An 18,309-nucleotide genomic window follows, 5' to 3' on the forward strand; every position below is an offset into this window, starting at 1 on the left:
TATAATGCTATGAGGAGGAATTTTATATGCTAGACTTTCGTATTGATACATTTATTGCTGTGTGCAAACATATGAATTTCACTCATGCCGCACAAGAGTTGAATATAACTCAACCAGCTGTATCACAACATATTAAATATTTACAAGAAGTGTATGGGGTGGATTTGTTTGAACATCATGGAAAAAAGATATTTCTTACTAAATCAGGATCCTATTTATTGAGTATTGTTACAACAATGAAACATGATGATTTATTTTTACGTGAAAAAATAAAAGAAAAAGAAATACAAAGAATGTCATTTGGAACTACTTTAACAGTAGGCCAATATTTATTAACAGATAAAATGATTCGTTTTGTAAAACAACATGAAGATGTTACTTTATCGATGCAAGTATTTAATACAGCAATCTTGTTAGAAAAGATAGATAGTGGTCAAATTGACTTTGCCATGATTGAAGGAAACTTTAATAAACAAGAATATGATTATTTAGTTTACAATCAGCAACCTTTTGTAGCTGTTTGTAGTAAAGAATTCCCATTATTATATGATGAATACACAATAGAACAATTGTTTCAAGAAAGAGTTATTTTAAGAGAAGCGGGATCAGGGAATAGAGATATTTTAGAACGTTATCTAAAAGAACGTAATTATACATTAGATGAATTTGAAAATCATATCGAAATTAATAATATTCAAGCTATTATTCGTTTTGTTCAGTCTAATTGTGGAATTTCTTTTGTTTATCGTAAAACCATAGAAAAAGAATTAAAATCAAAAACAATCAAGGAAATACCTATCAAGGATTTCCCAATAGAACATAATATTTCGTTAGTTTGGCGTAAAAACAGTGTTTTTGCACCAACATATCAAACTATATTTAAGGAGTTAAAAAAAGATGATTAACCAATATATTGAAAACTTACAATACAAAGAAGCATTAGAATTATTAGAAAACATGGAAGATGAACAAACTAGGTATTATCGATTAGTTTGTTTGTATGGTTTACAAGATTATCAACAAGCTAAAAAAGAAGCGATGCAAGCTAAGATGTTAGCACAAGATACTTATTATGATGTTGTTGCAATGCAGTTAAGTATTTTAAAAGAATTAGAAGAATTTGAAGATGCAATTAATATTGTAGTAGAAGAATTATCAATGCCTTATATCCCATATCAATATGAGACAACATTTGATACAGCATATGATGAACTATTACTAGCAAAACAAGAAATGAATCAAGATAATCTAACAAATGCAACGATCTTTGATCTAGATGATATTGAATCTATTTTATCAAAAGAACAAACTAATGAAGATTTGCTTTATTTAGCTATCGAACAAATGCAAAAATTAAACATTAGAAGACTCATACCAAGCATCCGTTCTTTTTTACAAAAGAATAGTAATACTGCTTTTGCAAAGAGTTTATTAATAGAACTAATGATAGAACAAGATATTGATGAAGAATTTATTGTATTAAAAGATGGAGCAGAGTATGACATTAACCCTAGTTTTGCACCAATGGTTTTACAACAAGATTTTGTATCGTCTGTTTTAGAATTATTATCTAGTCATGTTGAAGATGATAATCCATCTTTATATATGATGTGCGAGCAATTCGCTAACTATTATTTTTATACCATGTATCCAAAATACATAGATGATCTAGAAGTATCCCTTATTGCTGGTGCTATTCACTATTATCTATGTATGTTACAGTATATGGAAGTAGATTTAGCAGATATTGAAGCGTCTTATCATGTGGAAGGACAAGAAATATTGGATATGCTAGACTCATTTAAGAAGATTGAATTCTAAAACTATATATAAATTGGTGGGATTAAACAAAAATCCCACTTAATTCATATTAAATTCAAAAAAGTATGTAAAAATGATATTTTTTTTATTAAACCTATTGACATTGTATGGAATATCTCTATAATAAAGGGTGTAAAGTATATCAACCAAAGGTAAAACTATCGTGAGATAGTGACACAAAGCTATAGGGACTCTGTGGGGGAGTCAGCCAGTTACAATCCATATCATAAATGATTTGATATAGATTTTTTTAACTAATAAAATAGGTAAAGCCATCGCAAGGTGGTGACACAAAGCTATAGGGACTCGGGGGAGTCAGCCAGTTGCAAACGAGAATGATATTATTCTAGGTTTGCATTTTTTATTTTGAAAATCAAATTAAACCGGAGGTGAAGGGCCATGAAAAATTATACTAGAAAATCACATAAATATACGGATGCAACAAGAGTGTTATTACTTTGTATGTTAATAGCCCTGGGATCTGTTATCGGTAATAATAAGATGTATGCAGATGAATTAAATGGAACTGCATCAATGGATATTACTCTTCTTGAAATAGAGGGTATTACGTTTGATGTAGATATTGAATTAGTTTTCCTTATTGGTGACAATTATTATTGGGGTGCTCAAGAACAAGTTAATGCGGTTGAGGTATATGTAAATGGTGAAATAGTTGAACAATCATTTGTAGCTGGTCAATACGATGATACATTTGAAAGTGCTGGTTATAAATTATCATTAACAGATGTAGCAGCTGGGGCCCTTATCGAGGTTAGAAATGTTAGTGTAGAATTACTCGATGATTGGGATGGTTCAATTATTGATGGGGCTAAAACAGCCGTCACAGTAACAAGCAGTGATGAAAACTTCCCACTTGATATTACAAATGATGGTGTCGGAGAATTCTCATCAACTGAAGCATTAAATTTTGATGTCACTTTAGAAATAACAAATAGGCTGGAAACAGAAACAGACCAAGATACAAATTATACATCGGATACTTTCTTAACAACTGGTGGAAGTTACGATTTAGAATACTTATTATCACATTATAATGTGATTTCTAGAAACGATATAGTGGCTACTCATATTGTTGGACCTATTATTGCTGGAGCTTCAGTATATTACCATTCAGATGATGAAATAGGTTCGGATACGGTAACACCAACAGCAAGTATATCAGTTTCGGATTATGCAAAAGGAATTTCAAGTTTTATTGGTGATTTACTACCCCTAGATGCAGGGTGGGAAGTAACTTCTACCGCTTTATTAACTTATGGTTTCGAAAATACAGATGCTGGATTTGTTCTTCCTGCTTTCTATACTACTCTTAGCGATGTGTTTATTAGCTTAGGTGAGGAAACATGGACTCAGTGGTATGTTACAAAAGATGATGTAACTTTCAAATCTCCAAACTATTCTGCTCAAGGAGATATTTATCAAAATGATTATTATGTAGATTTTAGTGAGATGTATGGTTCTATTTTAGCACAAGGTGAGGATTTAGTGGATGAAGGGTCTATTGAAGGGCAACAAACAACTGTTGTTCAAGTTACGCCAGCTGATTATGTAGATGGAGTATTAACAATAGATGCAGAAAAAAGTTATACAATTTTAGATGCTACTGGATTAGATACAATTCGTATTAATTATCCTGAAGATTACGATGATGAGACTAATAATTATTTGGATGCAACAACAGTAAGTTTTGCAGGTGATAATTTAAGCAAGATTACATTAGATGATGGTGAAACATATTCTATTTTCCCAGTTATCGAACTTTATTTAAATGGAGAAAAGATTGTAAATAGTTATGGTAGTGGGGGTAAAGGTGTTGAATATGGAGAACAAGGAAATCAAATTGTCTTCAATTTACCTTATGTTACTGGAAGTATGGTTCTAGGTGATCAAAATGATGATATTCAAGGACATATCATTGCTCCTAATGTTGATTTATATCGTTATGCTTTTACAGGTACAACGATAACAGGATGGGGTGGAGGAAATATTAATGGTTGTGTAATCGTTAATGACTTCCATAGTGGAGAAACAGAATTACATATGTTCCCATATACTGGAACTGAAATGCAAATGATTGAAGTTATTATTGAAGGTGATAAAACATTTATTGATGGTGACTTATCAGATATGAGTTTTGATTTTATATTAGAATTAGTAGACGAAAGTCAAGAAAGTGATTTTACAGCTGGGATTTTCCCATTAACAGCTACAACGGATGCACAAGGGAACTTTGTGTTTGATGATATAGAATTCTCAAAAACAGGTACATATGAGTTTATGATTAGTGAAGTAATACCAGATAGTACTGGTAGTGTTATCTATGACCAAAGTGTTTATATGGTTACTGTAGATATTACAATTACAAATAGTCAGTATGTATCGAATGTAACTATTAGTAAAGTAGTAAATAGTGAAGGAGAACAAGTTAGTGAAAGTGTTGATACTATCTATTTTGAAAACAGTATAGATCAACCAAGTTATGAAGACTTTGTTTTACCTAACACAGGAGGTTTTGGGGCTTTGCATTATTATGTTTTAGGAATTATGGTTATAGGTTTATCAATCATTCTTAAAAAAGAGGAAAGAGGAGGAAATTAGAATGAAAAAATTATTAAAAGTATTGCTTGTAGCATTTGTTTTTCTAACAAGTATGACAGCAACAGGTGTTTCGACATTTGCAACGACAAGTGGAGATATCGTAGTAACAAATGATCCTGCAGAAACATCAATTACGATTGTAGGGAAAGATTTTGCAGCTTATCGTATTTTCGATATTACTGTAGGTACAAATGATGATGGAGATACAGTAATTACTAGCTGGGATTTCAATGGTGATTTTGGAGATTTCTTCACAGGCACTATGATTGGTGAAGATGCTAATGAATATGTATTCACAGATTTAGATGACGATGCTAAAGTTGGTCGTGCTCTTGAATTAGTAAATACTTATGCAGATAACATGACAGCATTTTATGAATTAATGACTGCATTTATTGATGCAAATGGGATAACTGCAGATTATACATTAACTGGAGCAAAAGCAGGTAACTTAGATACTGAAGAAGCAGTTGCTAGTGACGTAGAATTAGGTTATTATATTGTTGTAGATACTACTGCTGAACCAGGTGTAGATGGAATTGTTGTTGCAGGTATGATGGATACTGTAACTGGTGATTTAGATATCGCAATTAAATCATTCGCACCAACTGTTTCTAAACAAATTAAAGACAATGATGATGATTCTTGGCAAGATGTTGCTGATAACCAAATCGGAGATGATGTAGAGTTCTTATTAACAGGTACTTTACCTTCATTAAATAACTTAGAAGCTTATTCTAGCTACTACTATGCAATGACAGATACATTAAGTGAAGGATTAAGTTATAATGATGGAACTATCGTTATTTATACAGATTATACAGCGGGAACAGTTTTAGATTCAGAATATTATAGTTTATCAGTAAATGAAGAAAATGATGGATTTACTGTTGAATTCAATGTAGAAGATATCGTAACAGATACTTCAGCTTCTCATGTATATGTTTACTATACAGCTGAATTAACAACAAAAGCAGCTTTAGATTTTGATAAAAATACAAATACTGTAGTATTAGATTTCAGTAATAATCCTTATGATTCAAGTGATAAAGGACAAAGTGAAGATGAAGTTTATGATTATACATTTAGTTTAGATGTTTTCAAAACTACTGCAGATGGAGAAACAGCATTAGCTGATGCTACATTCGCATTATTTGAAGGTGATGTTCAAATTAACTTAATTTTAATAGATGAAGAAACTAACACATATGCTATTTACGATGGTGAAGCTGCTGATTTAGAAAACGGTGGACAAATCGTTACTGATGAAACTGGTTTATTTACTATTGTTGGTTTAGATGATGTTAAAACTTATACAATTAAAGAAACTGCTGCTCCTGAAGGATATAATGCAATTGATCCAATTGAATTTGTGATTAGTGCAACATATAATGAAACAACAGGTGCTTTAGAAACATTAGTAACTGACAGTGCTTATATTAGTGAAACAGATTTAGCAATTACTATTAGAAATACTACAAACTCTTTATTACCTTCAACAGGTGGTATGGGTACAGTGATTTTCTATGGTGCAGGTGCAGTGATTATGGTTGGTGCAGTTGTATTATTCTTAAAAAGCCGTAAAGAAGAAGAAAAAAATTAATTAAAAGAATATAAAACATATTAGGGAACATGAGGGAGAGTCCAATGAAGAAGAAGAGTTCGACAATTGCATTTGCTTTGTTATTCATTGTTGGTCTTTCCATCATGCTATACCCTAGCTTTTCAAATTTTTACAACAGTTTATATTGTTCACAAGCAATAACTGCTTACCAAGAAGTAATCGAATATCAAATTGAAAACGCAGAAGAACTTTTTGAAGAAGCAAGAGAGTACAATTCAAAGATAGTGGAAGGCGCTAGTCAGTTTATTAGTGGAGAACCTTACAATATCGATTATATAAATGCATTTGATATTTACAATGGTATGATAGGATATTTAGAAATTGATGAAATTGATGTTTCACTACCTATTTATCATGGAACAGCGGAATCAGAATTATCAAGAGGTGTTGGTCATTTAGAGGGATCATCTTTGCCTACTGGTGATATTGGTACGCATACTGTATTAAGTGGACATACGGGATTACCGTCTGCTGATTTATTAACAGATTTAGATGAATTAGAAATTGGTGATACGTTTACATTACTGATTTTAGATGAAGTATTTACTTATGAAATAGTAGAAATAAATGTTGTATTACCTTCTGATACCTCGTATCTAGGAGTACAAGCTGATAGGGATTTAGTAACATTGATTACTTGTACACCTTATGGTGTAAATTCACATCGTTTATTAGTTATGGGAGAACGTATTGAAACTCCTGAAGAATATTATACAGAACATGTTAGTAATAATACTTTTGTATTATTCCAATTAGTGATTTTTATTGTTGTAATCTTGTTTATTTTGTTAATAGTGGTTATAATAAAGAAGAAAAAGAGAAGTAAAAAACAAAGAGAATTTATTCAAGAAGAAGGGAGCTTAAATGATGAAATATCTACGTAAAGCATTTGTAGCAGTTGCTTGTTTATTAGTATGTTTAATAAGTGTGGTAAATGTTGAGGCAATGGGTTTAATTGATACTTCAGCCCAAGGATCGATTACAATTAAATATAGTTATGATGATATTGAATTAAGTGGTATTACTTGTAAAGTTACCCAAGTAGCTACAATCTCATCTTATGGTGAATACTCTGCAACAGAGAAGTTTGATGGTTTGCCTATGGCAGATGATTATTCTTCGAATGAAGAATGGAGCGACTATAAAGATACGTTAGGTGTCTTAATGAACGCTAATTTAATTGAATCTGACTATACTGTAGTAACCAATGAGTATGGATATGTTACGCTTAGTGGTTTGGCTACTGGATTATATATTATTGAATTTGAAGATTTAACGATTTTAAGTGAAGATGGATTGGTGGAAACAACTTATAGTAGCGATACTGTTTTAGTTTCTGTACCAACTTATGATGTTGTTACTGGTGAATATAGTTATGAACAAACTACAGCACCAAAAGTAGTGATGACAGAAAATGAAGTAGAAGTTTATGAAGAACCAGAATTGATTTCTGTTTCTGTTAATAAGATTTGGGAAAATGATAATTTATTTAATATTCGACCTACTACAGTAGAAGTTACTTTATATTGTGATGGTCAAGTGTATGATGTTATTAATCTAACAATTGAAGATGCTTGGACATATACTTGGGAAGATTTAGATCCTGAATGTGTATGGGCAGTATTAGAGACTAGTGTGCATGTTGGATATGAAGTGGGTTATGAAGTTGTAGGAAACATTCATATTATTAAAAACAGTTTCAAATATGATGATGTATTATCTTATGAAGAAGATTTTCCAATTATTGATGATGTATTGAGTTTTGAAGAAGAAATTCCTCAAACTGGGGTTGTGCTTTGGCCAATGCAAGCTTTAGCAGCGGTTGGCGTATTCTTAATAAGTGCGGGACTTATCATAGAAAAACGTGGGAATCATGAAAAAAAGCGCTAAATTATTAATTGTTTCTGGTGCTATTTGTATTTGTGGTGCTATTGGTTTATTTGCAAAAATGCAAATAGAAAATGCTGCAACAAGTAGTGAAAATTCAGCAGTTACGGATGACTTTAATGCTTATCTGACAACGCTAGATGGAACAGAAATAAAAGAAGTAGATACGACACAAAACAATGAAAGTGTTTATATTGATGGTGATTTATATTTAGGAATCATTATAATAGAGTCAGTAGGTATTGAATTACCTGTAAACTATGAATGGACAGATGCAAAATTGAGTTCTTCACCTTGTTATTATGATGGATTGCTTTATGAAGATACTCTTATTATTGGTGGACACAATAGTTCTATTCATTTTGGACCACTTCATCAAGTGGAATTAGGTGATATTGTTGAATTTATTGATCCTTCTGGCACAGTACATACATATACAGTTACTGAAAGTTATGTTATTGCTGAAACAGAAGTAGAAGAATTGAAAGATATTGGTGATAGTGATTTAACACTATTCACTTGTTATAGTGATAATAGTTATAGAAGGGTTATTCGTTGTGAACGAATAAGCTAAGAATACTATTTTAATGCAAAAGAGCTTCTCCTCTAATTTAAACAAAAAACAAGTCGGCTAACTTGTTTTTTGTTTATAGAGGTTTTTTAAAATTAAGTAGTGTGTTTAAGTTGATTATATTGATTTAATCAACTATAATTTACTTATATGTTTGTACATACAATCTTGGGGAGGAGTGGTATGAATGAAGAAGATACTATTTATTTTTGTAATTTGTTTTGCAATTATTTTTTCGAATTTTACTGATATTGAAGCTGCTCCTATTCAAACGATAAAAATAGGATATGTTTTAGAGTCAGACTATGAATACACTTATAATTATAGTAGCTATTATCGTTTGATAGTTGATTATTTTGGAGATATATATGATGTTTGTGGTAAAGAGTTTGAGTTTGTAGCAATTGATAAAAGTGATTTATTTACAAGTTTAGTAGAAGATGAAGTTGATATTGTAGCATTGTCTATTAAACCAGAATTTGTTAATGAGTATACTGAGGTTGAAGATAGTTATGTAGAGTCTAAATATATGCTATCTTATGATTCGATAACAAATATTGATTTAGGGGCTTTTGATGCTTTTACTTTGGATTCTAATACTAATTTAATTGAAACGCTAGAAGCTGCTGCAATTACTTTAGGAACAGATGATGAGGATTATTATACGGATTTAATTGATATTTATTTTAATCAAAACTATGATGATTTTGATGTTTTAACTGCTGATGAATGGGAAATATTATCTACAAAAGAAGAATATATCGTTGCTTATGAATCAGATCATTTTCCTTTTAGCTATACTAATAATATGGGTGAAGCAGATGGTATTTCAGTGGATTTAATGGATGAGATTGCTAGTTATGCAGGGATTGATATACGATATGTCTGTGATGGCGAAATTGATAATGAGTTTGTGGATATTAATCTTTCTATTTTTGAAAGCAGTTCTATTTCTTATCATAATGATGAGAGTGTTGTTTATGTTACTTTTCCATTGGTGGCAGTGGGTAGTGAACGTTTTTATTCGTCTGATGGATATTCATTTGGTTATTTAGATTATACTTTCTATCTTGAAAATACCGAGGTGTTACCTGATGATAGTATATTATTTGAAAATTATGAAACTTTAGAAGATGCATTGTTTAATGGGGAAGTTGATTATATTCTTGCAACAAGTGCAATGGCACAGAGTGTTTTAGAAGCTGTTGATGGTGATTATATTATTACTCCTTTAGGGGTAGAGTTTGATGTTACTATGTCTTATTCTAAATTTTTAGATGAAAGAATTGTTAGCGTTTTTAATAAATTATTAAGTTCTTTAGATTCTGATTTAGTTTATACGATTGTTATTAATTCTATTGCTGAAAATAATACTTCTTTTACTTTGATGGATGTGGTAGTAACTTATCGATTTGAGATAGCTGCTAATTTGTTTATTAGTGCGGTTGTTATTATTTATTTATATCAAAGGAATAGAAAGAAATTATTAGATCAAATATATGTTGATCCTCTTACTGGATTTATGACGGAAAAGAAATTTTTTGTAGAAGCAAAGAAAATTTTAGAACTAGGAAAACCAGGTTATAGTATTGTTTCTTTTGATATAGATAATTTTAAATATTTAAATGAAACGGTAGGTTATGAAGGTGGTTCAAAACTTATTAAATTAACTGCTGATCATATTCGTCATGCTTATGGACCTGATACTTTAATAGCACGTATTTATGGGGATCAATTTTTGGTATTGACCGATAAAGTCTATAATGGGAAAACAATTTGTGGAAAAGATAAGTGCGAAGGTTGTATTACAGATTCTTTACGTGAAGTACTATTTAATGAAACGATTTTAAAGACTAGTGTTGGTATATATGATATTAAGAATACGGAAGAATCATTATCGTATATGGTTGATTGTGCACATATTGCAAGAAGAATGGGGAAAGGTACTTATGCCCATACTCGATTTGTGTTTGATGAACAAATGGAGGCTGAATTAAAAATAAAGAATCGTATTGTTGCTGCGATGGAAGGGGCTATTCAAAATAATGAGTTCTTCCCAATGTTCCAACCAAAGTTTGACTTTAAAACTGGTCAAATTATTGGTTGTGAGGCATTAGTACGTTGGGATTATCATGGTGGTATGTTACCTCCTGATAGTTTCATTCCTTTGTTTGAACAAAATGGTTTTATTAATGTAGTTGACTTCTTTATCTTAAAAGAAGCTTGTCGAGTTATTCGCTCGATGGAAAATAAAGTCAAAATTGCTGTTAATATTTCAGGTGTCACGCTATTACAAAAAGGAACAACTCATAAAATTATTACGATTTGTGATGTATATGAGATAGATCATCAATATATTGAAATAGAAATCACAGAAAGTGCATTTACTTCTAATTATGAGGAAATGATAGTGAAGGTAAATAATTTAAGAGAAGCTGGATTTAGTGTGGCAATGGATGACTTTGGTTCTGGATTATCATCGTTAAATAGATTGAAGAATTTAAAATTTGATGTTTTAAAAATTGATAAGCAATTTTTAGGGGATTCCCTATCAACTGATCAAGGCTATGCTATCGTTAAGAGTGTTGTGATGATGGCAAAAGATTTAGAACTAATAATTGTTTGTGAAGGTGTTGAAACAAAAGAACAAGCTAATCTTCTTAAAGGGTTAGGTTGCGATATTGCCCAGGGATATTATTATTCAAGGCCTTTATTGGAGCAGGATTTTATGGATTTAGTGTATGAAGATGTTAAGTTTACTTCGAATAAATAAGTTTTTTAGGTGATATAGTGACTAGAAACTACTTTTTAAGCACTCTTGCATTGAAAGTGCTAATAAAAGTAGTTTTTTAGTTGAATAAAGTAAACAGTTAGTATATAATAAGCCTTGAAAATAAATAAGGAGAACAATATGAATACGACAAGTAAAAAATTAGAAAATGCGATTACTGAGATAATGGTAACGTTTGATAAAGAAGAATGGAATGGTGCTAGAGAAAAAGCAACGAACAAATTAGCACAAAACGTAAAAGTTGATGGATTCCGTCCAGGTAAAGCTCCATTAGCAATGGTGAAAGCAAGAATCTCAGAAAGCAGCATTGTTAGCGAAGCTACTGATATCTTATTACAAGAAAAATACATGGAAGTTTTAACTTCTAGTGAAATCACACCTATCGCACAACCAAGTCTTTCAATTGAAAATGTTGATGAAAATGGTTTAACTGTAAAATTCTTAGTACCTGTTCAACCAACTGTTGAATTAGGAACTTATAAAGGATTAGAAGTGAAAAAAGGTCGTGTAACTGTAGCTAAAAAAGATATCGATGCTAGAGTTGAATCTTACCAAGAACAATTTGCTGAATTAGCAGTAAAAGAAGGTGCTGTAGAAAATGGTGATACAGCTGTTATCGATTTTGAAGGATTTAAAGATGGTGTAGCTTTTGAAGGTGGAAAAGGTGAAAACTATCCATTAGAAATTGGTTCAGGTTCATTTATTCCAGGATTTGAAGAACAAGTAATTGGTATGGAATTAGGAAGTACAAAAGATGTAGAAGTAACTTTCCCAGAAGATTATCAAGCTACTGATTTAGCTGGAGCTGCTGTAACTTTCAAAGTAACAGTACATGAAGTAAAAGTAAAACAATTACCTGAAATTGATGATGAATTAGCGATGGATGTTAACATCGAAGGTGTTGAAACATTAGAACAATTAAAAGCTCATATTAAAGCAGAATTAAAATCACAAAAAGAAGTAGATGTAGAAAATGCTTATAACGAAAACTTATTTAAAGCAATCGTTGCAGGTTCAACTGTTGAAACAAGTGATGCTTTAGTTAGCCAAGAATGTGAAATGATGTTACAAGAAATTGATCAAAATTTACAAAGACAAGGTATGACTTTTGAATTATATGAACAATTCACTGGTAAAACAAAAGATGATGTTTTAGAAGATGTAAAACCTCAAGCTGTTGATAGAGTAAAATTAAATTTAATTTTAGCTGCTATTGTTGATGCTGAATCTTTAGAAGTTACAGAAGCTGAAACTGATGCAGAAATCGAAGAAATTGCAAAAGTATACAACAAAGAAGTTGCAGAAGTAAAACAAATCTTTGGTGCTAATATGGATCGTATTGAAGACGATTTATTAATGAGAAAAGCATTACAATTAGTAAAAGATAACTTACAATAAAAGACGCTCTCGCGTCTTTTTTAAAAAGTAAGCGGAAGCGGAAGGAGGAGTATCCATGAATGAATCAATGATTTCATTACCGTTAGTTTGTACTCGCGGGATGTTAGTGTTTCCAGGAAATCGTCTGACTATAGACGTTGGAAGACCAGTTAGCTTAAAGGCAGTAGAAGCTGCAATAGCACAATATGATAATCATATTATTTTTACGTCACAAGTAAATGCAATGGATGATGATCCTAGTTTTGAAGGTGTATACCATGTGGCTACATTATGTAAAGTAGAAAAGAGAATTCGACGTGATAGTGCAGGTACTATTAAATTAACGGTACTTGGAGAGAAACGTTTACGATTAAAAAGCTATGATGATAGCTTAGGCTATATTCTTTCATCAGCAGAAGTGATGGAAGATGTTGTTGGAGATAAGAATGAAGAAATCGCATTAGTACGTAACATTACTGCTTATATTGCTTCTCAAGCAAGACGAGGTGGAAATAAAATCCCTTCAGAAGCATCTGCACGATTAGAAGGTGGAGTTACAGCCTCATTATTATGCGATACTTTAGGACAGTACTTACCATTAGAACTAGATAGTAGACAAAAGATATTAGAAGCATCTGATATTAATGAACGTTTATTATTAGTTGCTGGTGCAATTGAATGTGAAAAAGAAATTCAAGAAATTGAAGAATCTATTAATAAAAGAGTTCGTGACACTATTGATGAAAATCAAAGAGAATATTATTTACGTGAAAAATTAAGAGCTATTAAAGAAGAACTCGGAGATACGGTTCCTCAAGAAGATGATAGCCAAGCGATTCGTGAGGATTTAGAAAATAATCCTTATCCAGAACATGTACGTAAAAAAGTATTAGAAGAATTAAGAAGATTTGATGCAATGCCATCTCAGTCTTCTGAATCAAATGTAGTTCGTACTTATATCGATTGGGTTATGAAAACACCTTGGTATCAAGAAACAACGGACAATGAAGATATTACAAAAGTAGAAACTATCTTGGATTTAGAACATTATGGTTTAGAAAAAGTAAAAGAACGTATTGTAGAGCATTTGGCTGTAAAACAAATGACACAATCTTTAAAAGCCCCTATTATTTGTTTGGCTGGGCCACCAGGTGTTGGGAAAACAAGTCTTGCAAAAAGTATTTCTAATGCTTTAGGAAGAGAGTTTGTTAAAGCTTCTTTAGGTGGTGTCAAGGATGAATCAGAAGTACGTGGACATCGTCGTACGTATTTAGGTTCAATGCCAGGTAGAATTATTCAATCAATGAAAAAAGCTGGTGTTGTGAATCCTGTTTTCTTATTAGATGAAATCGATAAAATGTCAAGTGATTATAAAGGGGATCCTACTAGTGCAATGCTAGAAGTGTTAGACCCTGAACAAAATGCACATTTCTCTGATAACTATTTAGAAGAACCATATGATTTATCTAAAGTGTTGTTTATTGCAACATGTAATGATTTATCTAATATTCCTGGACCATTACGAGATCGTTTAGAAATAATTGAATTATCTAGTTATACAGAACAAGAAAAAGTAATGATTGCAACAAATCATTTAATTAAAAAACAATTAAAAGAACATGGTTTAGAAGCGACACAAGTAATATTTGACAATGATGCATTGTTATTCATTATTAATCACTATACAAGAGAAGCTGGTGTCCGTGATTTAGAACGTATGATTGCTAAGATTTGTCGTAAATCAGTATTACGTATTTTAAAAGGCAAAGAAGAATCAGTACATGTTGATATCGCTAGTTTAGAAGCATTATTAGGAAAAGCACCTTTTATGCATACTAGAAAATTAGAGAAGGATACAGTAGGTATTGTAACAGGGATGGCTTATACTCAATTTGGTGGAGATATTTTACCAATAGAGGTAAATCATTTTGATGGAAGTGGAAAATTTGTTATTACAGGACAATTAGGTGATGTAATGAAAGAATCTGCTACGATTGCCTTAGATTATTTAAAAGCAAACAAAGAAAAGTATGGTTTACAAGATATTAAGTTTGATAAAATGGATATTCATATTCATGCTCCAGAAGGTGCTGTTAAAAAAGATGGACCTAGTGCAGGGGTTACGTTAATCACTGCTATCTATTCTTGCCTTACTAATAAGTTAGTAAGTAATACAGTTGCTATGACTGGAGAGGTTACTCTTCATGGTCAAGTATTGGCTATTGGTGGATTAAAAGAAAAATCAATTTCTGCACATCGTTCAGGAATTAGAAAAATCATTATTCCTAGTCAAAATGAAAAAGATATCGATGATATTCCAGAAGTAGTAAGAAATGACTTAGAAATCATTACTGCAAGTCATATTGATACAGTATTAGAACATGCAATTGTAAAATAGAGTCAAAAAATCGACTCTATTTTTCTTTTCTATGTTATACTAGAAAGGGTGATAAAAATGGCAAAAATAAAAAAAGCAGAATATGTCTTATCGGCAGCGTGGCAATCACAATGGCCAGAAGCTGATCGACCAGAGATATGTTTAGCAGGAAGATCAAATGTTGGTAAATCTAGCTTTATCAATACAATGCTTCAACGTAATGGAATTGCAAAGGTATCTGGAACACCAGGAAAAACTAGAACATTAAATTTCTTTAATGTAAATGATGCACTATACTTTGTAGATGTTCCTGGATATGGTTATGCAAAAGTAAATGAATCAATTCAACGTTCTTTTGGTCCAATGATGGATACTTATATTAACGCTAGAGAAGTGTTAAAAGGAATGTTGTTAATTGTGGATTATCGTCATACTCCAACAAAAGATGATATAATGATGTATGAATATGTAAGACATCATAATATTCCAGTTGTAGTTATTGCAACAAAAGAAGATAAGCTAAAAAGAAATGATTTAAAGAAAAATGAAAAGAAAATTAAAGAAAAATTAGGTCTAGGACCAGAAGATGCTTTTGTTCGTTTTTCTAGTTTGAAAAAATTAGGGATTGATAAAGCTTGGAATGAGATTTATCGTTTGTGTGATATTAATTTTGAAGAATAGGATTTCCTATTCTTTTTTTCTTTTTTATTCATATATTGTTTAAAAAGGAGGGTATTATGCAAAAAATTATTTTAGAAAAGTACATTGATTTAAACAATAAACTATCGGAGGTAGTATCTTTATCGGTAGATGAATCTATTAATTATAAGTTAGAACAAGTTGGGATACGGGCAATAGGAGCACTTTCTATTACAGGGGAGTATAAAGGACCAGAGTTAGAAAAGTTTGAAACAACATTGGATATCGATGTATTAGCTAATTTTGATAAGATTATCGATCAAAGAGATTTTCACATTACAATTGAAGACTTTACGTATGTGATTCAAAATGGAAACTTACATGTTCGTATTGAAGCGGGAGTTCATGGAGTTGTTTCAGGGCAAGATCGTTATGTTCAAGATCATTCGATAGAAGAAATAGAGTTATTGATGAGAGAAAGTGAAACGGTAGTTCAAGAAGATAGTTATCCTATTGAAGAAGTAGTAAGTACTAAAGTGATTGACTCAGAGGTAGAAGAGCTGGAAGAGATTGTTTATCCTAGTAAGAAAAGACAATTTTTTGAAGATGATCAAGATTCAATAGGTACTTATTATTTATATATTGTTAAACCAGGGGATACGTATGAATCAATAAGTAGTTATTATCAAATAGATGGTAATATTCTAATGGAATATAACCATTATAAAGAAATGGCTCCAGGGATCACTCTTATAGTTCCATATATGCCATGAAAGAATGTCTTCAAGAACTCTATAATTTAGAAGTGATAGGGTTTATACGTTTAAGCAAATATGTTTATAAAGTCAAAACAAAAGATCAGTTTTATTGTTTAAAATATACAACTAACATTCATCTAGAACGAATGTATGAACATATATGTTCCTTACAAATGAATTGTTTTGTAAGGATATGTAAAAATAAAGAGAAACATATTTTAAGTAAGTATCATGATCAATATTTTTATCTAATGCCTTATTTAGAAATGGATCAAGGCATTGTAAAAGAACTGAAAATTAAATATTATTTAGAAACTATTTCTAATGTTCATAATAGTAGTTTTTTTCAATGTGCTATTTCAAAGGATTATTTTAAAAAACAAGTACAAGATATTTCTAATACGTTAGAATCAAGAAAAAAATATTATCAAACAATGATGAATAACTATGAAAATATGTATTATCGTAGTCCAAGTGGGTGGATGTTTGTATTGAACTATTATCGTTTAAAAAGAATGTTGGAAAAAGTAACTAGTTTTATGGATGAGTATCAAATGGTAACAAAGGAAATACATCATTTAAGGGTATGTTTAGTTTATCAACATTTTGATTATCAACATATCATGATGAAACAACAAACTTTAATCTCGATAGATAAGATAGATATCATGCAATGTATTTATGATATCTATGTTTTATATCAATCTTCGATTGATTTTATTTATGATTTTGATGTATTGTTTGAGTATTATTTAAGTCGTGTTCATTTACAAAAACAAGAGAAAGTATTGTTGAGTAGTTTATTGTGTTTGGTTCCAATAATAGAATTAGAACAGGATGAGGTTCATAATATTATAAATATGGCACGATTGTTTTATTATATTGATTCGATAGAGGGACTATTAGAACAATTAAAAGAATAAATAAGAAACCTATTTGACTTCATTTAGTGATTTTGTTAGAATGATTGTAGCGATGAATAGAAGGAGTACTTTGGTATCTTTAGTAGAGAGTTCTTGGTTGGTGAAAAAGAACAAAGGGAACAAAGGAAGGTAGTCTAGGAGCTTGTTTGGTGAACTAATAGTAATTAAACACGTAAAACTGCGTTAAAGTTTAGAGGCATAAATATTATGCAAAGTAAGGTGGTACCACGAACATTCGTCCTTATGACGGGTGTTTTTTTATTTTAAGGAGGAAAATAAAATGGATTCAACAGATTTTTCAGTATTATCAATGTTTATTGCAATGGCAATATTTTTAGGTATTTTTTATTTTTTACGTATTCGCCAAATTCAAGCTGAGAGAAAAGCTAGAGCACGTATGGTGTTAGAGAGAAGAAAAAAATTTGCGAATATTACATTAGATATGTTTGATGAAATAGAAAGAAAAGAGTTACCAGAAATGGTTATCTACAGTATTCTTGCTAAAGATGAAAAAAGATTTGATGGTGAAGAAATAGATGATACACCAATCATGGAGATGTTAAGTGAAGCAGAGAGAATGGTTTTTACTATTTATCAAGTAGAATCTTGTTTATCAGGGAAAAATAGTTCTATTCATAGTTTCTTTTTAGAAGAATACTTTGCACCATATATCCCTTATTTAACACCGGCTTTTGATGTAATGAACTGTCATGAAATTTCAAAGTTATTAGAATCAGCTAAGAAACTAGCAGAAATTATTGAAAGTGATAGTGAAGAAGAAGTAGGTGGAGATTATGAATCTTATAACTTTGGAGATTATACGAATGAGTTATTAAGCTTAATGAAATCTTCTGCATTAGTTAAGAATACAGCAGAATATATCTATGAAAACAAGGAACAATTTGTAGAAAAGGAAGATTAA

The 18,309-nt window shown here is 30.9% G+C and carries 14 protein-coding genes, 2 riboswitches and 1 other annotated feature; all 14 genes read left to right on the plus strand.

What is annotated here, in order from left to right; translation table 11 throughout:
* Positions 1 to 26: 26 nt before the first annotated feature.
* The 14 genes from LRR82_RS01960 to LRR82_RS02025 all read left to right on the plus strand — a co-directional run bounded on the left by LRR82_RS01960 (position 27) and on the right by LRR82_RS02025 (position 18,309).
* A complete protein-coding gene (locus LRR82_RS01960) occupies positions 27 to 905 on the plus strand; it encodes a LysR family transcriptional regulator (protein ID WP_249029836.1) in 879 nt (292 codons plus the stop codon).
* Positions 898 to 1,821: a hypothetical protein gene (locus tag LRR82_RS01965; RefSeq protein ID WP_249029837.1), complete on the plus strand. Its 924-nt coding sequence runs from the start codon at positions 898 to 900 to the stop codon at positions 1,819 to 1,821. The genes LRR82_RS01960 and LRR82_RS01965 overlap by 8 nt, the downstream gene beginning before the upstream one ends.
* Positions 1,822 to 1,962: 141 nt before the next feature.
* Positions 1,963 to 2,041: riboswitch (cyclic di-GMP riboswitch) on the plus strand.
* Between the two features lie 35 nt (positions 2,042 to 2,076).
* Positions 2,077 to 2,152: riboswitch (cyclic di-GMP riboswitch) on the plus strand.
* Between the two features lie 68 nt (positions 2,153 to 2,220).
* Positions 2,221 to 4,440 carry a Spy0128 family protein gene (locus LRR82_RS01970; protein ID WP_249029838.1) on the plus strand — a complete coding sequence of 740 codons (2,220 nt, stop codon included), beginning with the start codon at positions 2,221 to 2,223 and terminating at the stop codon, positions 4,438 to 4,440.
* Between the two features lies 1 nt (position 4,441).
* Positions 4,442 to 6,043: a SpaH/EbpB family LPXTG-anchored major pilin gene (locus tag LRR82_RS01975; protein ID WP_249029839.1), complete on the plus strand. Its 1,602-nt coding sequence runs from the start codon at positions 4,442 to 4,444 to the stop codon at positions 6,041 to 6,043.
* A gap of 44 nt (positions 6,044 to 6,087) precedes the next feature.
* A complete protein-coding gene (locus tag LRR82_RS01980; protein WP_249029840.1) occupies positions 6,088 to 6,948 on the plus strand; it encodes a class C sortase in 861 nt (286 codons plus the stop codon).
* Entirely contained in the window at positions 6,929 to 7,954 is a 1,026-nt protein-coding gene (locus LRR82_RS01985; protein ID WP_249029841.1) for a Cna B-type domain-containing protein, read from the plus strand. Before LRR82_RS01980 ends, LRR82_RS01985 begins: the two co-directional genes overlap by 20 nt.
* A complete protein-coding gene (locus LRR82_RS01990; protein WP_249029842.1) occupies positions 7,938 to 8,525 on the plus strand; it encodes a sortase in 588 nt (195 codons plus the stop codon). Before LRR82_RS01985 ends, LRR82_RS01990 begins: the two co-directional genes overlap by 17 nt.
* Before the next feature lie 184 nt (positions 8,526 to 8,709).
* Complete coding sequence (locus LRR82_RS01995; protein ID WP_249029843.1) at positions 8,710 to 11,295, plus strand: EAL domain-containing protein; 2,586 nt, start codon at positions 8,710 to 8,712, stop codon at positions 11,293 to 11,295.
* A gap of 138 nt (positions 11,296 to 11,433) precedes the next feature.
* A complete protein-coding gene (tig, locus tag LRR82_RS02000) occupies positions 11,434 to 12,711 on the plus strand; it encodes a trigger factor (RefSeq protein ID WP_249029844.1) in 1,278 nt (425 codons plus the stop codon).
* A 55-nt stretch (positions 12,712 to 12,766) separates the two neighbouring features.
* Complete coding sequence (gene lon, locus LRR82_RS02005) at positions 12,767 to 15,088, plus strand: endopeptidase La (protein ID WP_249029845.1); 2,322 nt, start codon at positions 12,767 to 12,769, stop codon at positions 15,086 to 15,088.
* Positions 15,089 to 15,145: 57 nt separating this feature from the next.
* Positions 15,146 to 15,748: a ribosome biogenesis GTP-binding protein YihA/YsxC gene (gene yihA / locus LRR82_RS02010; protein WP_249029846.1), complete on the plus strand. Its 603-nt coding sequence runs from the start codon at positions 15,146 to 15,148 to the stop codon at positions 15,746 to 15,748.
* Positions 15,749 to 15,804: 56 nt separating this feature from the next.
* Positions 15,805 to 16,479, plus strand: coding sequence for a LysM peptidoglycan-binding domain-containing protein (locus LRR82_RS02015; protein WP_249029847.1), 675 nt, complete (start codon positions 15,805 to 15,807; stop codon positions 16,477 to 16,479).
* Complete coding sequence (locus tag LRR82_RS02020) at positions 16,476 to 17,387, plus strand: hypothetical protein (RefSeq protein WP_249029848.1); 912 nt, start codon at positions 16,476 to 16,478, stop codon at positions 17,385 to 17,387. The genes LRR82_RS02015 and LRR82_RS02020 overlap by 4 nt, the downstream gene beginning before the upstream one ends.
* 43 nt (positions 17,388 to 17,430) lie before the next feature.
* Positions 17,431 to 17,633, plus strand: a binding site (T-box leader).
* A gap of 34 nt (positions 17,634 to 17,667) precedes the next feature.
* Complete coding sequence (locus LRR82_RS02025; protein WP_249029849.1) at positions 17,668 to 18,309, plus strand: DMP19 family protein; 642 nt, start codon at positions 17,668 to 17,670, stop codon at positions 18,307 to 18,309.

This window comes from Tannockella kyphosi (assembly GCF_021054785.1).
Lineage (GTDB): Bacteria > Bacillota_I > Bacilli_A > Erysipelotrichales > Coprobacillaceae > Tannockella > Tannockella kyphosi.